Genomic DNA, 21,929 nt, shown 5'->3' on the forward strand with positions numbered 1-21,929 from the left:
AGCACCGCCAGCTGATCGAAGAACACCTTCGACAACTCCCGCGCATCCCGAGGAGCCACAGCCGTGGGATCCGCGACCTCCGGCAGCCCGACCGCATGGGTCGTCGCACGCCTGTCCGTCTTCGCCACGCTCACTGCCGTCAAGGTGTTCCCCTCCCGGGTACGCACGCCGCCCGTACCGGACGACTTGTTGATGGGGCCCGGCTACCCGGTCGTAGGCCGCTCATGCCTGTCCGGCGGTCATGATGTTCCGGGAGGCGGATCCGAGGGACCGTCAGCCGTCCGTGGTGCGCAGTGCCGCCTCACGGGAGTCGGTGAGGGTGAAGTACTCGCGGGTGCCGCTGATGGTGAGCAGGCGGTCGACACTGGCCTGGAGCGGTCCGAGGAGGACGAACGCGCGGCCGTCCGCCTCGTGGCGCCGGCGCGCGTCGAGGAGGGAGCGGAGCAGCTGGCTGTCACCGAAGGTCAGGCCGGTGAGATCCACCACAGTGGCCGGCAGCGCGCAGTCGTCGGCCTCGTCCCAGGCGGCGCCGAGCAGGTCGCACTCGTCGTAGTCCATCTCTCCGCGGACCGTGACCTCGAAGACACGACGGTGCCGGGTGACCCGTACGACCGTCCCTGACTCCCACTGCATCCCGCCATCCTGTCACTCTCCGGCCGGGTGCGGCGAGCCCGCTCCCGGCCGGCGGTCGCGTCTGTGACGTGCACCGTTCCCGGTCCACCCGGCCAGGCCCCGCAGTACGGCGCTCCGGCCGCGGTCCGGCACCGTCCACAGGGTCTGGCCCCGCACACCCCACCGCTCCAGCAGCGCGTTCGCGGCCAGGAAGCCGGTCGTCGCGGCCCGTTCCATCAGCGCCACCGGCAGGCCGGTGCGGACCAGGTCGCCCGCCACCACGAGTCGCGGGTCCGGGGTGCGGACGGTCGGCCGGTCGCGGTAGCCGCCCACCGGGAACAGGGGGCAGTCCTCGCGCCATTCGTGGCGGACGTCGACGATCGTGGCCGCACGCGTCTCGGGGTAGACGCGGTGCAGCTGTTCGACCAGGCGCTTCTCCTCGACGTCCCGGGGCGCCGTGGGCGGTACCGCGTAGGCGTGCAGTTCGACCACGGATCCTCCGGTGCGCGCGGCCCAGCGGGCGGCCTCGTCCTCCCACCGCTCCAGGACGCTGATGTTGTCCAGGGTCGCGAAGCCGCTCGTCCCGAGGAATCCGGGCCGGCCGGGCGCCACGGGCCGGTCCAGCCACAGCCGGGTGACCAGGAACGGCGGGGCGTTGCGCAGCCGGGCGACCCGCTCGCGCCACGGCGCGTCGCCCAGCCGGTCCGACCGGGCCACGAGGGAGCGCAGGCCCGCGCCGTCCAGGGCCAGGACGGCGCTGTCGTGGTGCCGCTCGTCCCGGTCGGTGGTGACCAGGAAGCCACCGTCCCGTGCGGGCGCGAGGTGTTCGACGGCCGCGCCGGTGCGCACCTCGGCGCCGTGCCCCTCCAGGTAACCGGCCAGCGGATGCCACAGGGCGGTGGGAAAGGGCGCGCGCGGCACGTCGAACAGCAGGCCCTCGGCGGAACCGAGGAAGTAGATGTGGAACATCAGTGCCATCTCGGCCGCCGAGAGGTGCCGGGGGTCGGCGAAGAAGCTCCGCGAGAACACCTCGAACGCCAGGTGACGGGCCTTCTCGGGGAAGCGGACGGCGTGCAGGAAGTCGTGGGCGCTGGTGCGGTCGAGCCGGTTGTAGATGCCGGGGACGCGTACGTCGAGCAGCGGCAGGGCCGCGACCGGGTCCATGTCCCCCAGGTCCCGCAGGGCGAAGGACGGGCTGAGCGCGACGAAGCCCAGCGCGCTCCACGGCGGGGTGCGCGGGACGTGGCGGAAGCTGTCCCGCAGCCCGCCGGCGTGCAGCAACGGGTAGTCCGGCAGGCCGGTCAGCCGCCGCAGGCCGGGGTCGGTACGGCGGAGCAGCCCGCGCAGGTTGTAGTACTGGCGGAAGAAGGCGTGGAAGCCGCGGCTCATGGTCACCGGCGTGCCGTCCCGGAGGGTGGTCGGCCAGCCGCCGACCCGTCCGCCGAGGTAGGGCCGGCTCTCGTACAGCGTCACGCCGACGCCGCGCTCGGCGAGCGCCGTGGCGGCGGCGAGACCGGCGATGCCGCCGCCGATGACGGCCGTGGTGGGGCGGACGCCGTCCACGCGTCGCGCGCCGGGGGGTGCCGGCAGCAACCGGGCCCGCCGGTCCCGGCCGCGGCGGGCGCCGTCCGGGTGCCTGGCTCCGGTCATCGCGAGGTCTCCGGACGGTGGGAGGTCTGCGGGCCGGGGGAGGTCTCGGGACGGCGGGGGGCCTCCGGGCCGTGGGCGGCCTCCGGACGGCGGGCGGTCTCGGAACGGTGGGAGGTCCCCGGGCCGTGGGCGGTCTCCGGGCGGCGGGCGACGATGGTGTGGGTGATGCCCGTCTGCCAGCCCGGCAGGGGAAGGGCCCGGACGTGCTCGAAGCCCGCCGCGCGGACCCGGCCGGCGAAACGGTCGGCGGTGTCGAACTCCACGACGCTGCGCCACAGATGGCGGTACAGCTCGCCGTCGCCGAGCGCGGACGCCGTGGGCTGCACCAGACCCCGGCACACGAGCGTCCACACGGCACGGTCGGCACGCCGGCCGCTCAGGGTGTACTCGTGCACGCCGAACCGGCCGCCGGGCGCCAGCAGGTCGCGGGCGGTGGTGAGGACGGCGTCGGGATCGGAGACGTTGCGGAAGAGGTAGGCGGCGAAGACCGCGTCGAACGGCCCGCTCACCCCGGCCTCGGCCAGACCTTCCACCGGTGCCCGCACGAAGGTCACCTCGTTCGCCCAGGGCTTGGCGGCCGCCCGGTCCAGCATGCCCGCGGAGGCGTCGACGGCGGTGATGTGCGCGGCCGGCAGCACGGAACGGAGCGCGGCCGTCGAGGCGCCGGTGCCGCAGCCGAGGTCCAGCAGACGCAGGCCCGCGCCGTGTCCGGGCAGGCCCAGACGGCGTACCGAGCGCCTCAGGTGGGCGTGGTAGCCGGGGTTGGCGGCCACCAGCGTGTCGTAGCTGCGGGCGGCGTGGTCGAACGCGGCGGCGAGGTCCGCGTCACGCAGCAGGGTCATGCGGTCTCCAGGGGCGGCGGGATCGGTCGGAAGGCGAGGGGGCGCGGGGCGGGCGGGTCAGTCGAAGGGGCGGCGGGGCAGGCCCGGCAGTTCCAGCGCCGAGCGCAGCATCGGGCCGACCGGGGTGCGCAGGCCGATGGTCAGGTCCTCGCGCAGACGGGTGCGTCCGTCGAGGAACCGCAGGAGCGTGGGCGTGGGCACGTGCCGGAACAGCCCGCAGAACAGGGCGGGGCCGTCGACCCGGCCGCTCGCCAGGGCGCGCAGCAGTACGGCGTCCATGGCACGCGAGCGGGCGGAGTGGGCCGGGGGCGGCACCGGCCGGCGTCCCCGGCGCAGGGCGGCGGCGACGGCCGCGGTCTGGCGTTGCAGGCCGGAGAAGGTGTAGCCGGTGGCCGGGCGGGTGGCGCCGCCGGCGGCGCCGATACGGAAGACGGACGCGCCGACCTGACGCGGCATCGGGGCATCCGTCATCGGGATGACCCCGGTCTCGGTGGCGAGGATCTCAAGGTCGCCGAGTCCCAGGACGTCGTGCGTGTAGTGCCGTACCGCCGCCTCGTACCCGCTGTCGGTCAGGGGCCGCGGTGAGAACTCGGTGTACTCCACGAGCGCCTCGTGCGGTCCGGTGGGCAGCACGTAACCGAACGACAGGCCGTCGGCGGGCTGGGGGGTGCGGAAGTCCATCAGGTCGGCGGTGGCGGGGTCGAAGACCGGCCCGGCGGTGCGGACGAACCAGCCGTGGAAGTGCTGGAGGAGTGTGGTGCGGGCGGCGGGCAGGCTGCCGAGCGGCCGGGAGTCGAACACCCAGCGGGCGTCGAGGACCCCTGGGGTGCCGTCGGGGTTCCTCAGCCGGACGCGGGCGCCGCCGGGCACGTCCTCCACCGTCTCGACGGTGGCCTCCAGGCGCCGTACGTGGGGGCTGCGCGCCAGGTCCCCGCCGACCAGGTCCTCGAAGTCGTCGGAGCGGATCATCTTGTAGCGCAGCGGCCCGAGGTCCCCTTCGGACGGGGGCCCCGCCGGTGGCCGTACCCGCAGGTGCTGCCAGGAGGCCGTCACCGCGGCGTCGAAGCGCCCACGGCCCGCCTCCCAGAAACACCAGGTGCGGCGGGGTGCGCGCAGCGGGCCGGGCGGCGCGTCGACGAGGACCACGGACGGCGTGCGCAGTCCCGGCGCGGGCCCGGCCAGGCGGTGGGCCAGGGACAGGCCGGCGGCTCCCGCCCCGATGACGGCCACCTCCGTCTCCGGCACGACGGCTCCTTCCGTGCTGTGGGTCCCGGTGCGTGTCGCGCACCCTGCTCCTGTTCCCGCCCATGTGCCCGAACGGATGCGGGTCACTCGTATGCGACACGCGTCGGCCACGGTGCGTGAGGGATGTGGAAGGCATCGTCACAAGCGGTCCGTCGCGCCTCGGCCCGTACCGCATCCGCGACCGGCCCACACGCCGAAGACGTGGTGACGAACTGCTCTGTGACCAGGACGAGAGGAACCGGGATGCGCCCCACACAGGCGAAGGAACACCATGCGGCCGCACCGCCACCCGCCCCGCGCCCGGTGCCGCTGTCGGGTTCCCCCGTCCGGGTGCGCCCGGACGGCGCAACCGGTGAGGCCCGGGGCGCGATCCCACCGGGCACGGGGGACGCGGACGTGGCCGACGCGGACGTGCCCGCCGCCGTGGCCCGGGTGCTGGACCACTTCCTGGCCGACCGGGTCGCCCGCGCCCGCGCCATGGACGTCCTGTTCGCCGAGGAACTGGCCGGGAGGGTCGTGCGGTTCACCCGGACCGGGGGCAAACGGGCCCGCTCACAGCTGCTGTGGTGGTCACTGCGTGCCTGCGGCGGCACCGGGGAGGCACTCACGGCGTCGGCCCTGCGGATCGGCGCCGCGCTCGAACTCCTCCAGACCTGCGCCCTGGTCCACGACGACGTGATGGACGGCTCGGTCCGGCGCCGGGGCCGGCCGGCGCTGCACGCCGAGCTGAGCGCCCAGTACGCCGGTTCGGCCTCGCCCCGGCGCGTGGGCCGTTTCGGGGAGGCGGCCGGGCTGCTGGCCGGTGATCTGGCGCTCGCCTGGTCGGACGACCTGGTCGCCGAGACACCGCTCGACCCGGTGCGGGCGTCCGCCGTGCGCCGTCTGTGGAGTGACATGCGCACGGAGATGGTGGCCGGTCAGTATCTCGACGTCCAGGGGCAGATCACGGGTGCGTACTCGCTGTCCCGGGCCCTGCGGGCGGCCTGCCTCAAGAGCGCCCGGTACTCCGTCGAGCGGCCCCTGGCCCTGGGTGCCGCGCTCGCGGACGCGGACGACGCCACGACGCGCGCGCTGCGCTCGGCCGGCCGCTGTGCCGGCATGGCGTTCCAGCTGCGGGACGACCTGGACGACGTCTTCGGTGACCCCCGGCGGACCGGGAAACCCTGCGGCGGTGACATCCGCGAGGGCAAACCGACGTACCTGGTCGCTCTGGCCCGGGTCCGCGCCGAGACCTGCGGCGATCACTCCGCGCTGACCGTCCTGCGCCGCGCGCTGGGCAACGCGGGCCTGACGGGGCCGGACCTGGACCGGGTACGGGAGGTGCTCACCGGCACGGGCGCCCGGGCGGCGGTGGAGGACAGGATCGGCCGTCTGGTCGCCCAGAGCCTCCACCACCTCGACGAGGCCCGCCTCGTACACGAGCCCGGCATCCGGCTCCGCCACCTCCTCGCCGCCGCGGGCGACGGACCGGCCCCCACGGGGGACGGGCCGGGGTCCGCGCCTGACGGACCGGAATCCGCGGACCACGAGCGACCGGCGCCGCGCGCGGACGCGGGACCCGGTCCAGGGGAGGGCGGGCCGGCTACCGGGGAGCGCGGACGGGCTGCCGGGGACAGCGGGCGGCCGTCGGCAGACGGCAGGGCTCCTCGGCCGGCCGTGGGCGACGTGCCGGCATCCGGCGGGCCGGAGTCCGGGCCGCCCGGTGGCAGCGGTCCGTGTTCCGGGGACGACGTGGGCGTGTCCGTGCCGGCGTTCCTGGCCGGTTCGGGTGCGAAGGAGTGCGGACGATGACGCGTACGCTGCCCGGGCGCAGCGATCACGTCGTGGTCGTGGGAGCCGGTCTGGCCGGGCTGTCGGCCGCACTTCATCTGCTGGGCGCCGGACGCCGCGTCACCGTCGTCGAGCGGGACCCGCTGCCCGGCGGCCGGGCCGGACGCCTGGACCTGGGCGGTTACCGGTTCGACACCGGACCGACCGTGCTGACCATGCCCGACCTCGCCGAGGATGCCTTCGCGGCCGTCGGTGACAGCCTGTACCGGCGGGTCGACCTGATTCCCCTGCACCCGGCCTACCGGGCCCGCTTCGCGGACGGCAGCACGCTCGACGTGCACACCGGCGCTGAGGCGATGGCGGCGGAGGTGGAACGGTTCGCCGGCCCCCGGGAGGCGGCGGGTTACCGGCGGCTGCGCGACTGGCTGGAGAAGCTGTACCGGGCGCAGATGCGCCGCTTCATCGACGCCAACTTCGACTCCCCGCTGAACCTGCTGACCCCCGACCTGGCCCGGCTGGCCGCGCTCGGCGGCTTCGGCCGGCTGGATGCCCGGATCGGGCGTTTCCTCGCCGACGAACGGCTGCGCCGGGTGTTCTCCTTCCAGGCCCTGTACGCGGGTGTGCCGCCCGCCCGCGCATTGGCCGCGTACGCCGTCATCGCCTACATGGACACCGTCGCCGGCGTGTACTTCCCCCGGGGCGGCATGCACGCGCTGCCGCGGGCCATGGCGGACGCCGCCGCCGACGCGGGCGCCGGCCTGCGCTACGGGCAGGAGGTGATCCGGCTGGAACGCTCGGGGGCGCGTGTCACCGCCGTCGTCACCGACCAGGGACGCATTCCCTGCGACAGCGTGGTCCTCACCCCGGACCTCCCGGTCACCTACCGGCTCCTCGGCCGCCGCCCCCGCCGGCCGCTGCGCCTGCGCCACTCACCGTCCGCCGTGGTGCTGCACCTGGGAACGGGCCGCACCTGGCCGCAACTGGCCCACCACACCCTCTCCTTCGGCGCGGCGTGGCGCACCACGTTCGACGAACTCACCCGCACCGGGCGGCTGATGAGCGATCCCTCCCTGCTCATCACCCGGCCCACCGCCACCGATCCCGGGCTCGCTCCCCCGGGCCGGCACCTGCACTACATCCTCGCGCCGTGCCCCAACACCGACATCGGACCGGATGCCGTCGCGTGGGGCGAACTCGGCCCCCGCTACCGGCGGACACTCCTGCGGGAGCTGGAGCGGCGCGGCCTGGACGGCATCGAGGCCGCCGTCGAGGAGGAGTGCCTCGTCACCCCGGCCACCTGGCGGGCCGCGGGCCACGCCGCCGGGACGCCCTTCTCGGCGGCCCACACCTTCGCCCAGACCGGCCCGTTCCGGCCGCGCAACCTGGTGCGGGGCACCGAGAACGCCGTCCTGGCCGGCTGCGGTACGACGCCGGGCGTCGGCGTGCCGACCGTGCTGGTGTCGGGGAAGCTCGCCGCCGCGCGGATCACCGGCCTGCCGCGCACCGCGCCCACCCGGCAGCGGACCACGCCGAAGCCCGTGGAGGAGAGCACCGTATGACGGACCGTGAACTGGACGCGGCGGGGATCGGCGCTCCGGCGCTGCGCGCGGCGTACCGCCACTGCCGTGCGCTCAACGCGCGGCACGGCAAGACGTACTTCCTCGCCACCCGGCTGCTGCCGGTCGAACGCCGGCCCGCCGTGCACGCCCTGTACGGCTTCGCCCGCTGGGCGGACGACATCGTCGACTCCCTCGATCCGGGCGTGGACACCGGACGGCGCGGCGAGGTGCTGGGGGAACTGCGGCGGAGCCTGGACGAGGGACTGCGCGACGGGCACAGCCGCGAACCGGTGGTCCTGGCGCTCGCCGACACCGCACGCCGTTACGGCATCGAACACGTCCATTTCCGGGACTTCATGTCGGCCATGGGCGCGGACCTGGTGGTGACGGACTACGCCACCTACGCCGAGCTGCGCGGTTACATGCACGGCTCGGCCGCGGTGATCGGATTGCAGATGCTGCCGGTGCTGGGGACGGTCGTCCCGCGCGAGGAGGCCGCGCCGTACGCCGCCGCCCTGGGCGTAGCCTTCCAGCTGAGCAACTTCCTGCGCGACGTGGGAGAGGACCTGGACCGGGGGCGCGTCTATCTGCCCGCCGATCTGCTCGCCGCTCACGGAGTCGGCCGGGAGCTGCTGCGGTGGAGCCGGGACACCGGGCGGCACGACCGCCGCATCACGGGCGTGCTGCGTGAGTTCGAGGCGCTGACGCGCGGTGTCTACCGGGAGGCGGCGCCGGGCCTGGCGATGCTGGACCCGGTGTCCCGTCCGTGCATCCGCACCGCCTTCGTCCTGTACGGCGGCATCCTGGACGCGGTCGCCCGGGACGGGTACGCGGTGCTGCACCGCCGCGCGGCGGTCGGGCACCGGCGCCGGGCCGCGGTCGCCGCCGACGGGCTCGTCCGGGTGGTCGCCGCCCGGCTGGCCGCGCGGCGCCGGCCGGGGCGTCCCGCCCCGCCGCGCCCGCTGCCCACCGCCGTGCGCGCCGCCTCGTGCCCGCCGGTCGCGGAGGAGGTCGCGTGAACCCCGTTCCCCCCGGCCGGCGCGGCCGGCTGCCGTTGTCGCTGCGGCGGCGCCCGGTGCCGTGGGAGCGACAGCGGCCCACCTGGCGGGAGGCGCGGCCCGCGGTGATCGCACAGGCGCTGAAGCGGGCCCGGGCCCGTCCGTCCGGCAACTGGTACGTGCTCGGTGCCTCCGGCGACCTGCGTGCCGACCGCCCGCTCGCGCGGACGGTGGCGGGTCGGGAGGTGGTCGTCTGGCGCGGCGCCGACGGCCGCCCGGTGGGCGGCCCCGGTATCTGCCCGCACCTCGGCGCACCGTTGCGGGACAGTCCCGTGCGCTGCGGCACCCTGGTCTGCCACTGGCACGGGCTCGCCCTGGACGGTGGCCCGTTCGGGGGCTGGGATCCCCTGCCGGTGCACGACGACGGCGTCCTGGTGTGGGTGCGGCTGGACGAGGCGGGCGGTGAGGCGCCGCTGGACGCGCCGATCGTCGCGCCGAGGCCCGAGCGGGCGCGTGCGCTGACGGCCGTCTACACCGGGACGGGCGTGTGCGAGACCGAGGACGTCGTGGCCAACCGCCTGGACCCGTGGCACGGCGCGTGGTTCCACCCGTACTCGTTCGTCGACCTGTCGGTGGTCGGATCACCCGACGGCCCGGGCACCGAGGACGCCTTCACCGTCGACGTCTCCTTCAAGGTGGCCGGACGCCTCGTCGTACCGGTGCGTGCCGTGTTCACGGCCCCCGGACCGCGCACGGTCGTCATGCGCATCACCGAGGGCGAGGGGCAGGGCTCCGTGGTCGAGACCCATGCCACGCCCCTCGGGCGGGACGAGCGGGGCCGGCCGCGTACGGCGGTCGTCGAGGCCGTCATGGCCGCCTCCGACCGGCCGGGTTTCGCCGTCGCCCGCCGGGCGGCGCCTCTGCTGCGTCCGCTGGTGCGGGCGGCGGCGGGGCGGCTGTGGCGGGACGACCTCGCCTACGCCGAACGCCGCTGGCGGCTGCGCTCCACGGGGCGCTTCCCCGGCTGAGGGGCGGCCGGGTGACGTCAGGGCGTGGACGGATGGTCCGGCGCCGCGGCCGTCACCGGGCCGACAGGGGCTGGGCGCGGGCGATGAGGAGGGCGACGTCGTCGTGGCCGGCGGGGTGGCGCAGCTCCCGCAGGAGCCGGTCGCAGGTGTCCTCCGTGGAGCGGTCGCGCGGTGACAGGAGGCGCAGGAGGTCCGCCAGCCGTTCGTCGATGGGGTCGTCGCGGGTCTCGACCAGCCCGTCGGTGTAGAGGACCAGCTGGTCGCCGGGCTCCAGAGCGAGCGTGGTGGTCTCGAAGGGGACGCCGCCGACTCCCAGCGGGATGCCGGTGGGCAGGTCGAGGAGTTCCGGCGGCCTGCCGGCGCGCACCAGCACCGGGGGCAGGTGGCCGGCGGAGGCCACGTGCAGCAGGGCCCGGTGGGGATCGTAGACCGCGTAGACGCAGGTGGCGATGTACGGGTCCAGACCGTGAGTGATCTTGTCGAGGTGGGTGAGGATCCGGGCCGGGTCCAGGTCGAGGTCGGCGAGGGTGGAGGTGGCGGTGCGCAGGCGCCCCATGGCGGTGGCCGCCGGGATGCCGCTGCCCATGACGTCGCCCACCGCGAGCGCGGTCCGGTCGCCGTCGAGGGGAATCACGTCGTACCAGTCGCCGCCGACCTCGCTGAAGGCCTGCGCCGGCCGGTACCGGGCGGCGACGTCCAGGCCGGGATGGCGGGGCGAGAGCCGGGGCAGCAGGCTGCGCTGGAGGGTCTCGGCGGCGCTGCGGATGTGCTGGTGCAGGACGGCGTTGTCGATGCTCAGCGCGGCGGAGGAGGCCAGCTCGCAGGCGAGCGCCAGATCGTCGTCGTCGAACGCCTGGGGGTTGCGGGCGCGGGCCAGGCCCATCACGCCGATGACCTGTCCGCGGGCGATGAGCGGGACGGCCATGTCGGAGTGCACCCCGGCCCGGGCCAGCAGGCGGGCGGCCTCGGGGCCGGAAGCGATCCGGTCGTGATCCTCCAGGTGGGTGATCAGGTGCGGGCGGCGGGTGCGGATGCAGTGGGCCGCAGGGTGGTCCGCGTGGTAGGTGGTGAGACGGCCGGGTGGGACGATGGCGTCGGCGGCGTCGGTGGGGTAGGCCGTCTTCACCGCCAGGGCGCGGAACAGCGCGGGGCCCTCACCGACGTCCGGACGGCCCGTCTGGAGGACGGAGTCCAGCAGGTCCACCGCGACCATGTCGGCCAGGTCGGGCACGACGACGTCGGCCAGTTCCCGCGCGGTCCGCTCCACCTCCAGGGTGGTGCCGATCCGGGACGAGCCGTTGGCCACGAGACGCAGGCGCTGCTGGGCCTGGTCCACCTTCCGGGCCGCCTCGTAGCGGTCGGTGACGTCGACGACCATGGTGGCGATGCCCAGTACGTGCCCGTGGTGATCCTCCAGCCGGTACACCGACACCGCCCAGGCGTGATCGCGCTCCGGGTCGGCGGTGGTGCGCCCCACCACCTGCTGGTCCACCACGGGGTCGCCGGAGGCGAGGACCTGCCGCATCACGCCCTCCGCTTCCAGGAACGGCGCGCCGGACAGGACCTCGCGGAAGTCCCGCCCGATGTGGCCGCCCTCGGGGACGCCGTGCATGGCCACCAGCGCCGGGTTGACGGCCAGGTACCGCAGGTCGTTGTCCAGTACGGCCAGGCCGATCGGGGCCTGGGTGACGAGCCGGGTGGACAGGGCCAGATTGCGTTCCACCTGCCGCAGGGTGGTGCGGTCGGTGGCCAGTCCCAGGGCGTAGTGGTCGCCGAGGTTGTCCGTCAGCCGCATGTTGCGGAACTCGACCATCCGGGAGCTGCCGTCCTTGTGCCGGACCGGGAACGCTCCCGCCCAGCCCCGGCCCGTCGCCATCACGTCGGCGAACAGGGTGACCGCCGCGTCCTGGTTCTCGGGATGGATCAGCAGCAGCGCCGCGTACTGCCCGACCGCCTCGCTGCGGGTGTAGCCGAACAGTTCCTCCGCCTGCGGGCTCCACATGTCGATCTTGCCGTCGGCCTCCAGCAGCACCGCGGCGACGCCCAGCAGATCCATCAGCCCGCTGGGATCCGCCGCACCGCCCTCCGGACGGTCCGCCTGCTCCGGGCGCCGCTGCGCTTCTGTCATCCCACTCGCTCCTTCCGCCTGCCGGCCTCACCGGTGCGCCCGCCTCACCGCGCAGTCGGGTGACACGGTCTTCCCGCAGGTCAGCAGCCGCATCAACGATGCGGTACGGGACCTAGAGCGGCCAGGGGGACGCGCCGGGAAGGGTCCCGCGACCTACCCCGGCCCCCGTGGCACCAAGCACAAGGTCCATGGAGCGCTCACCTCACTGTTCCGGCCGACACTCCACTTCTACCCCTCCCGGCCACCGGGTGTCCCGTCCAGGAAGAGCCGAGGACGGGCACGGCATGCCGGGGTGAACGGGCGGCCGGTGGGAGCGGGGCGCGGGACGGCACGCCGGGACGGGCCGCGGTCGGCCGCGGAAACGCGTGCAGGAGACGGCCTGCCGGGGCCGTCCGGCGTGGATCGGCGCCGTACACGGCCGTGCCGGCCGGGGTGACGCCGCATGCCGGTGCCCCTTGCGGGCGCGGCGAGCCGTCGCGGCGGCCGGGGGCGGGGCGGGGGTCGTTTTCCGCCGGGCCGGGCCGCGCCGCGCGGGACGTAAGCGCTACCCCCTTCCGGCTTCCGGCGGCGGGTGCGGGACGGGCAGGGTGACGCATCCCGCTCGCGCCGGTGGCCGCGGCTCGTCGGCGGCGGCCACCGGCGCCGCCGGTGCGCCCCGGGCAGGTCGGACGGCCCGCCGGTCAGGACGGGTACCGGGGTTCGCGGGCGTCACTCACGGGCTCCGTCCACGGCCGGCCGGCCCACCGCACCCTCCGGGCACCCGGATCCGGAGGCGCGCCCTCCTGGGCCTCGTCCGGCGGTGTCTCCAGTTCGTACAGCGTGCGCAGGAGTGCGTGAGGTGCGGACGGGTCGAGGAGTCTCGCCCCGGCCGCATCGGCTCCCTCAGCGTCCCGGGGCAGCACGAGTCGCCGGGCGGCCAGGTGGGCCGCGAGCAGGCGGGCCGTCGTCACCACGTCGGCGGGATGGGGGCCGTGCTCACCGTGTGCCACGGCGGCGACCACGGGGATACGGCCGTCGTCGAGCAGTGTGCGCAGAACCCCGGGGTCGGCCACGAGGTCTCCGGAGGCCGTGCGGGTGAGCGTGTGGCCGTCCTCGCCCGTGATGCCGACGGCCAGCGGGCCGTGGGCGTTGACGAGGCCGACGAGGCGCCGCTGCACCAGGCCCGCGGCCACCGTGCGCAGCGCGGTGCCCTCGTCCTCGTCCGGGGCCCGCCGGACCGGCTCGGGGCCGGCGTCGTGCACGACGACCGGCCGGGCCCCGCTGTACCGCAGGAACGCCAGGTCCTGGGCGAACGCCTCGCCGAGGACGCCGGGGGCGAGCACGGCCCGCCCCGCGACGACGACCACGGCACCGCCGTGGAGGGATCTGATCACCGGCAGGGCGCCGACGAGTGCCCCCACCGCGCGGAGCGCCTCGCGCTCCGCGCGCCCGGCCGCCGTGCCGGCCACGGACGGGTACCGGATCAGGCGTCCCTGCGGTGGTGGAGCACCCCGTCGCTCCAGATCCGGTCCACCCTGCCCCATGCCATGGCGGAGGCGACGTCCGGGAAGAAGCCGTGTCCGTTGAGGTTGGCGCTGGTGTTGCACAGGACGGGGACACCGCTGAGCCGGTGGTAGGCGGTCAGCACCTCCGCCAGGAACGGGTCGTCGTCCCGGGAGACGGTCTGGAGCCGTGCCGTGCCGTCGAGGTGGACGACCGCCGGAACCCTGTCGAGCCATTCGGGGCGCACTTCGTGCTCGAACAGCATGTAGGGGTCGGGGGTGCCGGGGGCGAACACCGCCGGGGCCTCCTCGACGAGGCAGATAGGGGCGACCGGGCGGTAGGGCTCGCGGTCCTTGACCCGGTTCAGTTCGTCCTTCATCGCCGCCCGGGTCGGCGCGGCCAGGATGCTGCGGCCCCCGAGGGCCCGCGGTCCCAGTTCGGCGCGCCCCTGGAGGACGACCACGGGCATGCCCGACTCGTGGAGTTCGCGGGCGAGTTCGGCGGGGGTGCACGGCGTCGCGGTCCAGCCGTCGGGTGTCTGCGGGCTGGGCTGGAGGGCCGGTCCCAGCCGTACGTGCCAGTCGACGGGGCGCAGTCCCTCGTGCCGGGCCCTGCCGAGCACGGCGGCGCCGATCGCCGATCCGGAGTCGTTGGGGAACGGCGGGACCCAGACGTCGGCGAACTCCGGGAGGGCGCGCAGCGCGTTGTTCCACTTGATGTTCAGGGCGCAGCCGCCGGCGAAGCACAGGTTGAACGGACCGGGTCCGCGCGCCGCGCGGACCTTCTGGGTGATGCGCTCCAGGAGGAGTTCCTGGAAGAAGGTGTGGACGCTCGCCAGGACGTCCTCGTCGGCGATCCCCCGGGGTTCCACCCGGTCGCGTACGGCCTGGAAGAACCGGTGGACGGGGGGCACCGACGGTTCGAAGAGGCTGCCGTAGCCGCCGACCGTCCGGCGGTACTCCACGGACTCCGGCAGGTCGCTCTCGAAGACCCGGTGGAACTCCTCGCGCAGCGCGGTCAGTACGTCCTCGTGCGGCTGTCCGAGCGCGATGTACGCCATCAGTTTGCCGGCCACCGAGAGGTCGTCCACCGTCGGTGACTGGACCTCGCGGCGGAACGGGCCGAAGTGGTGGCCGGCGATGGCGTAGGCGTGCCCGAGCAGCGGGAAGAGTTCGCCGAGGTTCTCCACGCCGGTGTCGGGGTCGGCCCAGTACAGCCGGGGGAAGAGTCCGCCGTCCCAGACGAGGACGAAGGACGGCTCGCCCCGGCGGGCGAAGGGGCTGGAGCAGTAGGCGCTCGCCAGGTGTCCGGCGGCGTGCGCGTAGCTCGTGTAGGGGTAGGTGCGGCCGTCCATCGGGAACTCACCGGACGCCCCCGGCGCGGCCAGGTCGGGGCAGGCCGCGGATTCCCGGTAGGGACCGACGGCGAGTTCCACGGGGACCGAGGAACTCAGCAGGGAAACCACGCCCGAGACGTCACCGTCCCAGCCGTCGACGACCCATTCGTCGACGTCCTGGGGCTTGTAGCCGAAATCCTCGAGAATTCCGGGGATCTGGCTGAGGTCGGAGACGGTGCTGTACCGCAGGCCGTTCCCTATCTTTTCCATCTCGACGCTGAAAACGAGGCGGTCGTCGTCGAGCAGGGCCACCGCTCCGTCGTGCGTGAGCTTGAGTCCGCAGACAATCAATTTTCCACTCCCTGATCATCCTGAAGCAATGGCCCCAGTGTTACCGGTCATCGAGTCGCAGACAATAAAGAGACGACTTGCGGCCGGCGGGGGACAGACGCCGCCACTCTTCCGGGGCGCTGTCCGGGTCGACTTCTTGGAAGCCCTGTCGCATGAACCAGGCGCCCCCGTGTTTCGAGGCCGCGAGAATGGCGGTGCACCCGCTGTCGGCCGCCCGTCGGACGGCGTGACGCAGCAGGGTCCGGCCGATTCCTCTGCCCTGGAACTCCGGCGGGACGCAGAGGTTGTAAATGACCAGGCATTGCGGCACCGGCAGTAATCCCATACAGCCCGCGAGGGTGTTCTCGCGGAGCGCCGCTCCGTGGACCGCCGTTTCCCGGACCGCCACGAGGAATTCGTCGATGTGCCGCGCGAAGGTGTCCGGCGAGCGTCTGAGCAGCCGGTCCGCGGCCGCGAACGGCGCGGAGATCCTGGCCAGCTCCCCGGCGTCCCCGGGGCGCGCCCGCCGTACCGACACCTCCTGGTCCGCCGGCCGTGGCCGGGCGTCGACCCCGGTCCCGCCGGGTCCGGGCCGGCCGGGGGCACCGGCCCGCGGATCACGAAGCATCGGGTTCGGCGCAGGCGCCCGGGCCGCCGTTCCGGTTCCCCCCGAAGCCGAGTCCGAAGGGCTGGTCGACGGGCATCAGCTCGATCATGTTGACGTTGACGTGCGGCGGCCGGTCCAGGCACCAGGCGATGCCCTGGGCCACGTCGTCGGCCGTGAGAGGGGTGACATCGGCGTAGAGGGCCGCCGCGCGCGTCTCGTCCCCCTCGTAGCGGACCTGGGCGAACTCCGTCCTCGCCATGCCGGGCGCGACGCAGCTGACCCGCACCCCGGTGCCCTGGAGGTCGACGCGCATGTTGAGGGAGAGCTGGTGCACGAACGCCTTCGTGGCGGCGTAGACGTTGCCGCCCAGGTAGGGGTACTCGGCGGCGATGGATCCGACGTTGACCACGTGTCCGTCGCCACGCGCGACGAGCCGGGGCAGCACGATTTCGGTCAGATTCAGCACACCTGTGACGTTTGTATCGATCATTTCACGCCAATGTTGCGAGCCGCCCTGCTGGAGCGGACCGAAGCCCTTCGACAGGCCCGCGTTGTTCACAAGCACCGAAATATCGCGGTATCCGGCCGGTAGCTCGTCGAGGGCTCTGCTCAGGGAGCCCGGGTCCCGCACGTCGGCGACCACAGGGAGAATGGCTCGATATGGATCCTCTTCGGCGAGCGTTTTGAGCCGTTCGGCGCGGCGGGCGAGGGCAATGACTGCGTATCCTCTTGCAGACAACACCTGCGCGATGCGCGCACCGAATCCGGACGAGGCGCCAGAAACCAACGCAATGCCACGAGGCTCCGTACCGTCCGACATATCCCTCTCGTTCCCCCTGCAACAGGTCGCAGAGTTTCACGTAGGCCTGCACCTCGTGTCAAGGTGCACTTCATGACCGGTCATGCAGCGGGTTCCCCGCGCGCCGGCCTCAAGAAGAGGATTTCGGGTCACGCGCTCTCCAGGAAAGGAAGGAGTGAAGAGAGCTTCACCGCATGACCACCTGCAACTTCTTGCCAGTCAATCACGCACACACGCGACGTCGCCATGTGACGCACGTCACATGTGCAATCGGTGGCAGGCCCTTGAGGATCATGACTACAGTCGAAAGCTAAGTCCCAGCACTACAGCGCGAAATCCTGCGGCGATAAAGGGCGGAAATACAGCCCCGAACGCTCGGATCGAAAGCCTCGCGGGGAAACGGGGGAGCATGCCGGCCCACCTGTCCGGTGGCGCAGTAAGAATTTTTCGTCCGAGGCCTGTGCCGCCCATTCGCCACGGGGGCGAATACGGATTTCGAAGACACCACCAGAGCCGACCCCCGTTGACCACCGGCCTCGACTCGCAAGGGAACGCAGCGTGCCCGTCATCCAGAAACGCCATCTTCGTGCCTCCGTCGTCGCGCAGCCGTTGCTGCACCGCTGGTACGCCTGGCCCTACCTCCTGGCACCGCACACCGGGGCACTGAACCTGCGCGAGAGACTGCTTCCCATCCTCCGCAACTACGTGATGTCCCCGGCGCTGCACCGCAACGCCCTGGCGGACCCGTCCCGTTACGGCGGACCGTTCCTCAACCCGGTCGGCGCGGGCACCGACGAGGTGCAGGCACTGCTCGACACGACCCTGCGGGACGCGGCGGCGCGCCTCACCCTCGCGGACGACATCGACCGCCTGCGGGCCCTGCTGGCCGAGCGGGCCACCGGCGGCCCCCTGGAGTCCCTGTACCCCGAGGTCCCCGAATCGCTGCGCGGCTGCGTCGAGTTGGTCTACGACACCGCGAACCACCCCTCCTTCCGCTTCTTCGAGTCGCTGCTGTACCGCTCCCCCGCGTTCGAGGAGCACGGCCAGACCCTGTCGCTGACCGCCGTCCCCCCGCGCGACCAGCCCTTCGTGTACGGCAGCCCCGTGCTGCCCTCGCCCGAGCGCCTCGACATCGGCGTCCCGTTCTCCGCCGCGGTGTGGGACGACGTGTTCGCCGCCCGTCTCCAGCCGGTGGACACCCGGGAACTGGCCGAGCGGCTGGGCCTGGACGCCGCCGGGGCGGCCGGCTTCGACGCGCTCTTCCACGACGAGGCCCCCCGCACCCCGGACCGCGTCCCCGACGGCCAGGTCCGCATGCGCTACTTCGGGCACGCGACGGTCCTGGTGGAGACCTCGGAGGGCTGCGTCCTGCTCGACCCGCTGGTCGGCTACTCCGACGACGGACACGAGCACTTCGCCCTCGCGGACCTGCCCCACCACATCGACGCCGTGGTGATCAGCCACTTCCACTCGGACCACTTCTCGCTGGAGACACTTCTCCAGCTGCGCACCCGCATCGGCACGATCGTGGTCCCCCGCGCCTCCGGCGGCACGCTCCAGGACCCCAGCCTGAAGGTGATGCTGGAGGCCCTGGGTTTCCGCCGGGTGGTGGAGCTGGGCGAGCTGGACACCCACCGGGCCGCCGAGGGACTCGACGTCGTGGGCCTGCCCTTCATCGGGGAGCACGCCGACCTCGACATCCGCACCAAGATGGTGCCGCTGGTACGCGCGCTCGGCCGTTCCTTCATGTTCGCCACCGACATCACGCCGATCGAGCCCGCCCTCTACGACCGGGTGCGCGACATCGTCGGCGAGGTCGACGCGCTGTTCGTCGGACTCGAGTGCGTCGGCGCCTCCCTGAGCTGGCTCTACGGCCCGCTGATGGAGGCCAAGCTGACCCGCGAGCAGAACCAGTCGCGGCGGCTGAAGGGCTCGGACGCCGCCATGGCGGACCGGCTGGCCCAGCAGGTCGGCGCCCGGCACGTGTACGCGTACGCCATGGGCCTCGAACCCTGGCTGAAGCACCTCACCGGCTCCGAGTTCGACGCCGAGTCCGAACCGGTGCGCCAGAGCGGCCTGCTGGAGGAACTGTGCCGGCGGCGCTCGGTCGGCTCGGAGCTGCTGTACCGGCAGGCCGAACGCGTGTGGCCGGCCGCCGAGCCGCGCTCCTGAGGCCGCCGGGAACGCGCCGCGATGAAGCCCTCCCCCACCACCGCACGCCCGCTGCCCGCGCGGGAACTGGTGCGCCCCCGGCCACGGCCCGAGGCACCCGCCGTCCTGTACTGCTTCCCGCACGCTGGCGGGGCGGCCTCGGCCTACCGGCCGTGGCCCGCGGCCCTGCCGGACGGGATCGAGGTGGTGGCCGTCCAGCTCCCGGGACGCGAGCAGCGGATCACCGAACCGCCGTGCGTGGACCCCGCCCGGCTCGCGGACGCCATCGGCGCCGATGTCGCGGCGCACGGCTCGCGGCCCTACGCCCTGTTCGGGCACAGCATGGGCGCCCTCGTCGCCTTCGAGGTGGCCCGCGCGCTGTCCGCCGACGACCGGCCGACGGGCCCCGCCCTGCTCGCCGTCTCGGGAATGGAACACCCCGGCTCCGGGCGGCCCCGGCCTACGCTGTCCCGGCTGCCCGAGGCGGAACTGCTCGCCTGGATGGCGGCCCTGGGCGGATCACCGGCCCAGGCGCTCGCCGACCCGCAGCTCCTGGAGATCCTGCTCCCCGTGCTGCGGGCCGACCTCGCCTGGCTGGAGGGGTACGTCCCGCGGCCGGCGCCCCGGCTGGCGTGTCCCCTCTCGGTCTTCGCGGGCGAGCGGGACGACCGGGTCGCGCTGCCGGGCCTGGAGGCCTGGGCCGGCGAGACACGGGAGGCGGCCACCGTACGCCGTTACGCCAGCGGCCACTTCTACGCGGAGGAGCAACTGCGGCTGGTGTGCCGGGACCTGGCGGACGACCTCGCCGACGCCCTGGACCCGCGCGGGGCGGTGCGGTGAGCGCGGGCGAGCGGCGCTGGCTCGTCGAGTGGCAGCCGCCGGCCACGGCCCGGCTGCTCCTGGTGTGCCTGCCGCACGCGGGCTCGGGGGCCTTCCAGTTCCGACAGTGGCAGGAGCTGGCCGACCCCGGGATCGCCGTGGTCGCCGTACAGCTGCCGGGGCGGGAGAACCGGTGGCGCGAGGAGCCGGCGACGCGCGCGGAGGAGGTGCTCCGGGAGCTGGTCCCGGTGCTGGCCGCCCGGCTCGACCTGCCCTACCTCGTGTTCGGGCACAGCATGGGCGCCCTGCTCGGGTACGAGCTGGCGCGTGCCCTCGGTACCGGGTACGGGTCGTGGCCCGCCGGGTTCGTGGCCTCCGCCTGCCGTGCGCCGGACGCCCAGGGGGCGCCGACCGGAGCGGCGGCGATGAGCGACGGCGAGCTGGTGGCCGAGCTGGCCGAGCACGGCGCCGTACCGGACTACGTGGCCGCCAGCGAGAAGCTGGTCCCCATCGTCGCCCGCCCCCTGCGCGCCGACCTCACCCTGTGCGACCAGTACCGCCCGCCGGCCGCGGACGCCGTACTGCCCTGCCCGGTCCACGCCTGGCGGGGCAGGGACGACCTCGGCGTCACGGACGAGCACGCCGGGCAGTGGAGCGCCTGGTCGGCCGCGCCGGCCGGCGTGCGCCGCTTCGACGGCGGGCACCTCTACCACCTCGACCGCCCCGACGAGGTCGTGGGCGCGCTCCGCCGCCTCGGTGAGAGGGCCCGTACGGGCGTGAGGGACTAGCCCGCCGCCCGTCTCCCGCCCGCTTCCCGGCCGGCCCGCACCCTGGTCCCCGAGCCCACCGAGACACGTCAGAAGGAAACGCGTTGCCGAGGAACGACCCACTGCCCGACACCGGAGAACCCGATCTCCGGTCGCCCCGGCGCTATCTGCTCTGGCTGCTGCGCCGGCAGGCCGGTACGGCGACACTCGGGGTGTTCTGGGGCTGCCTGTGGATGGCCGGCATGGGGCTCACCCCGCTGGCCGTCGGCGGGGCCATCGACGCGATCGGCGACAAGGACACCGGGGGTCTCCTCACCTGGACCGGAGTGGTCCTCGGGCTCGCCCTGGTGACCACCGCGGGCAGCGTGCTGCGGCACCGGTGCGACACCGTCGGACGACTGAAGGCGAACTACCTGACGGTCCGTCTCGTGGTCCGGCAGGCGGTCTCTCTGGGCGGCGGGCTGCGCGAGCGCGTCGCCGACGGCGACATGGTGACCGTCGGCACCGCCGACATCTCGCGGATCGGGGCGCTGCCCGGCGCGGTGGCCCGCGGCGCCGGCAGCGCGGTCACCATCGTCGTGGTGGCCGTCGTGCTGCTGTCCACCTCGCTGCCCCTGGGGCTGCTGGTGCTGCTCGGGGTGCCCGTCCTGCTGGCGGGCACGGGCCCGCTGCTGCGTCCCCTGCACCGGCGTGTCGGGCGGTACCGCGAGCTGGAGGGCGAACTGACCCGGCGGGCCTCGGACATCGTGGCCGGACTGCGGGTGCTGCGCGGCATCGGCGGCGAACAGGCCTTCTGGGGGCGCTACCGCGCGGACTCCCAGCGGCTGCGGCAGGCCGGTGTCGAGGTCGCCGAGGTGGAGTCGGTGCTGCCCGCCGCCGAGGTGCTGCTGCCCGGGGTGCTGGTGGTGGCCGTGGTGTGGGCCGGCGCCCGGCTCGCCCTCGCGGGTGACATCTCCCCCGGCGACCTGGTGGCCGCCTACGGCTACGCGGCGTTCCTGATGCTGCCCATGCGCACCGTGACCTCGGCCGTGCAGGTGATCGTCGGTGCCAACGTGGCCGCCGGGCGCGTGGTACGGGTGCTCGCCGTCGCACCCGACCCCACCACGGGCACGGCACCCGCCGTCCTTCCGGAGACACCCGATCTCGTCGACACCGCCACCGGGCTGACGGCGCGCCACGGCAGGCTCACCGCCGTCGTGTCCGCCACCCCGGAGGAGAACGCCGAGATCGCGGAGCGGCTCGGCCGCTACCGCGAGGGCGTGGTGACCCTGGGCGGGGTGCCGCTGGACACCCTGCCGGTCGAACAGGTGCGCCGGCACATCCTGGTGGTGCGCAACAGCGACACGCTGTTCTCGGGAGTGCTCCGCGACGAACTCGCCGCCGGCCGCACGGACGAGGAACTGGCCGCCGCGCTGCACACCGCCGGCGCCGAGGACATCGTGGACGCGCTGCCCGACGGGCTCGGCAGCGTCCTCACGGAGCAGGGCAGCACGCTCTCGGGCGGACAGCGCCAGCGGCTGCGGCTGGCCCGGGCCGTCGCGTCCGGGACCCCCGTGCTCGTCCTGGTCGACCCGACCAGCGCGGTGGACGCCCTCACCGAGGCGGGCGTCGCCCGGCGGCTGCGGCGGGCCCGCGCGGGGCGGACCACCGTGGTGATGAGTTCCAGCCCGCTGCTGCTGGACCAGGCCGACGAGGTGGCCTTCGTCGTCGACGGCAAGGTGGTCGGCACCGGCGCGCACCGCGACCTCGTGGCCCGCAACCCCCAGTACGCCACCGCCGTCCTGCGGGAGGGAACATGACCGGCCG

General features: G+C 74.2%; 17 protein-coding genes and 1 pseudogene. 8 read left to right on the top strand and 10 right to left on the bottom strand.

The window, feature by feature from the left end; translation table 11 throughout:
* From AB0F03_RS14890 to AB0F03_RS14910, 5 genes and pseudogenes are all read right to left on the bottom strand, one after another.
* Positions 1–143 (bottom strand): annotated as a pseudogene (locus AB0F03_RS14890) (RNA polymerase sigma factor SigF); the annotation flags it as partial.
* 130 nt (positions 144–273) lie between these two features.
* A complete protein-coding gene (locus tag AB0F03_RS14895) occupies positions 274–633 on the bottom strand; it encodes an STAS domain-containing protein (protein ID WP_361990868.1) in 360 nt (119 codons plus the stop codon).
* A gap of 12 nt (positions 634–645) precedes the next feature.
* A complete protein-coding gene (locus AB0F03_RS14900) occupies positions 646–2,262 on the bottom strand; it encodes an FAD-dependent oxidoreductase (protein ID WP_361990871.1) in 1,617 nt (538 codons plus the stop codon).
* A complete protein-coding gene (locus AB0F03_RS14905) occupies positions 2,259–3,104 on the bottom strand; it encodes a methyltransferase domain-containing protein (RefSeq protein WP_361990874.1) in 846 nt (281 codons plus the stop codon). The genes AB0F03_RS14900 and AB0F03_RS14905 overlap by 4 nt, the downstream gene beginning before the upstream one ends.
* A gap of 57 nt (positions 3,105–3,161) precedes the next feature.
* Positions 3,162–4,349, bottom strand: a complete 1,188-nt coding sequence (locus AB0F03_RS14910) for a lycopene cyclase family protein (RefSeq protein WP_361990877.1) — start codon at positions 4,347–4,349, stop codon at positions 3,162–3,164.
* Positions 4,350–4,592: 243 nt separating this feature from the next.
* Between AB0F03_RS14910 and AB0F03_RS14915 the strand changes: the two genes are divergently transcribed.
* From AB0F03_RS14915 to AB0F03_RS14930, 4 genes are read left to right on the top strand one after another with little or no spacing between them, the layout of a single operon-like run.
* Positions 4,593–6,140 carry a polyprenyl synthetase family protein gene (locus AB0F03_RS14915; RefSeq protein WP_361990880.1) on the top strand — a complete coding sequence of 516 codons (1,548 nt, stop codon included), beginning with the start codon at positions 4,593–4,595 and terminating at the stop codon, positions 6,138–6,140.
* Complete coding sequence (locus AB0F03_RS14920) at positions 6,137–7,678, top strand: phytoene desaturase (protein ID WP_361990883.1); 1,542 nt, start codon at positions 6,137–6,139, stop codon at positions 7,676–7,678. The genes AB0F03_RS14915 and AB0F03_RS14920 overlap by 4 nt, the downstream gene beginning before the upstream one ends.
* Positions 7,675–8,697 carry a phytoene/squalene synthase family protein gene (locus AB0F03_RS14925; protein ID WP_361990886.1) on the top strand — a complete coding sequence of 341 codons (1,023 nt, stop codon included), beginning with the start codon at positions 7,675–7,677 and terminating at the stop codon, positions 8,695–8,697. Before AB0F03_RS14920 ends, AB0F03_RS14925 begins: the two co-directional genes overlap by 4 nt.
* Positions 8,694–9,704 (top strand): DUF5914 domain-containing protein, encoded by a 1,011-nt coding sequence (locus tag AB0F03_RS14930; RefSeq protein WP_361990889.1) that lies wholly within the window; start codon positions 8,694–8,696, stop codon positions 9,702–9,704. Before AB0F03_RS14925 ends, AB0F03_RS14930 begins: the two co-directional genes overlap by 4 nt.
* 52 nt (positions 9,705–9,756) lie before the next feature.
* Here the strand turns inward: AB0F03_RS14930 and AB0F03_RS14935 are convergent, their stop codons facing one another.
* The 5 genes from AB0F03_RS14935 to AB0F03_RS14955 form a co-directional block, all read right to left on the bottom strand.
* Positions 9,757–11,832, bottom strand: coding sequence for a SpoIIE family protein phosphatase (locus tag AB0F03_RS14935; RefSeq protein WP_361990892.1), 2,076 nt, complete (start codon positions 11,830–11,832; stop codon positions 9,757–9,759).
* 680 nt (positions 11,833–12,512) lie between these two features.
* A complete protein-coding gene (locus tag AB0F03_RS14940; RefSeq protein WP_361990895.1) occupies positions 12,513–13,280 on the bottom strand; it encodes a hypothetical protein in 768 nt (255 codons plus the stop codon).
* A 14-nt stretch (positions 13,281–13,294) separates the two neighbouring features.
* Positions 13,295–15,001 carry a carbamoyltransferase N-terminal domain-containing protein gene (locus tag AB0F03_RS14945; protein WP_361990898.1) on the bottom strand — a complete coding sequence of 569 codons (1,707 nt, stop codon included), beginning with the start codon at positions 14,999–15,001 and terminating at the stop codon, positions 13,295–13,297.
* A 40-nt stretch (positions 15,002–15,041) separates the two neighbouring features.
* Positions 15,042–15,608, bottom strand: coding sequence for a GNAT family N-acetyltransferase (locus AB0F03_RS14950; protein WP_361990901.1), 567 nt, complete (start codon positions 15,606–15,608; stop codon positions 15,042–15,044).
* Entirely contained in the window at positions 15,598–16,407 is an 810-nt protein-coding gene (locus AB0F03_RS14955) for an SDR family NAD(P)-dependent oxidoreductase (protein ID WP_361990904.1), read from the bottom strand. Before AB0F03_RS14955 ends, AB0F03_RS14950 begins: the two co-directional genes overlap by 11 nt.
* Positions 16,408–16,944: 537 nt before the next feature.
* On the opposite strand from AB0F03_RS14955, the gene AB0F03_RS14960 reads away from it, so the two are divergent.
* From AB0F03_RS14960 to AB0F03_RS14975, 4 genes are all read left to right on the top strand, one after another.
* Positions 16,945–18,558, top strand: a complete 1,614-nt coding sequence (locus AB0F03_RS14960) for an MBL fold metallo-hydrolase (RefSeq protein ID WP_361990907.1) — start codon at positions 16,945–16,947, stop codon at positions 18,556–18,558.
* 21 nt (positions 18,559–18,579) lie between these two features.
* Positions 18,580–19,377, top strand: coding sequence for an alpha/beta fold hydrolase (locus AB0F03_RS14965; RefSeq protein WP_361990909.1), 798 nt, complete (start codon positions 18,580–18,582; stop codon positions 19,375–19,377).
* The gene (locus AB0F03_RS14970) at positions 19,374–20,144 is read left to right on the top strand and encodes an alpha/beta fold hydrolase (protein WP_361990912.1); all 771 of its coding nucleotides are present in this window, start codon (positions 19,374–19,376) and stop codon (positions 20,142–20,144) included. Before AB0F03_RS14965 ends, AB0F03_RS14970 begins: the two co-directional genes overlap by 4 nt.
* Before the next feature lie 83 nt (positions 20,145–20,227).
* Complete coding sequence (locus AB0F03_RS14975) at positions 20,228–21,922, top strand: ABC transporter ATP-binding protein (protein WP_361990915.1); 1,695 nt, start codon at positions 20,228–20,230, stop codon at positions 21,920–21,922.
* Positions 21,923–21,929 lie beyond the last annotated feature (7 nt).

Source organism: Streptomyces sp. NPDC028722 (assembly GCF_040637655.1).
GTDB lineage: Bacteria > Actinomycetota > Actinomycetes > Streptomycetales > Streptomycetaceae > Streptomyces.

Bases quoted from the DNA above. Each gene is read 5' to 3' on its own strand.
- AB0F03_RS14955 (WP_361990904.1), bottom strand. From the start codon at position 16,407: ATGTCGGACGGTACGGAGCCTCGTGGCATTGCGTTGGTTTCTGGCGCC.
- AB0F03_RS14965 (WP_361990909.1), top strand. From the start codon at position 18,580: ATGAAGCCCTCCCCCACCACCGCACGCCCGCTGCCCGCGCGGGAACTG.
- AB0F03_RS14900 (WP_361990871.1), bottom strand. From the start codon at position 2,262: ATGACCGGAGCCAGGCACCCGGACGGCGCCCGCCGCGGCCGGGACCGG.
- AB0F03_RS14905 (WP_361990874.1), bottom strand. From the start codon at position 3,104: ATGACCCTGCTGCGTGACGCGGACCTCGCCGCCGCGTTCGACCACGCC.
- AB0F03_RS14925 (WP_361990886.1), top strand. From the start codon at position 7,675: ATGACGGACCGTGAACTGGACGCGGCGGGGATCGGCGCTCCGGCGCTG.
- AB0F03_RS14895 (WP_361990868.1), bottom strand. From the start codon at position 633: ATGCAGTGGGAGTCAGGGACGGTCGTACGGGTCACCCGGCACCGTCGT.
- AB0F03_RS14950 (WP_361990901.1), bottom strand. From the start codon at position 15,608: ATGCTTCGTGATCCGCGGGCCGGTGCCCCCGGCCGGCCCGGACCCGGC.
- AB0F03_RS14920 (WP_361990883.1), top strand. From the start codon at position 6,137: ATGACGCGTACGCTGCCCGGGCGCAGCGATCACGTCGTGGTCGTGGGA.
- AB0F03_RS14935 (WP_361990892.1), bottom strand. From the start codon at position 11,832: ATGACAGAAGCGCAGCGGCGCCCGGAGCAGGCGGACCGTCCGGAGGGC.
- AB0F03_RS14915 (WP_361990880.1), top strand. From the start codon at position 4,593: ATGCGCCCCACACAGGCGAAGGAACACCATGCGGCCGCACCGCCACCC.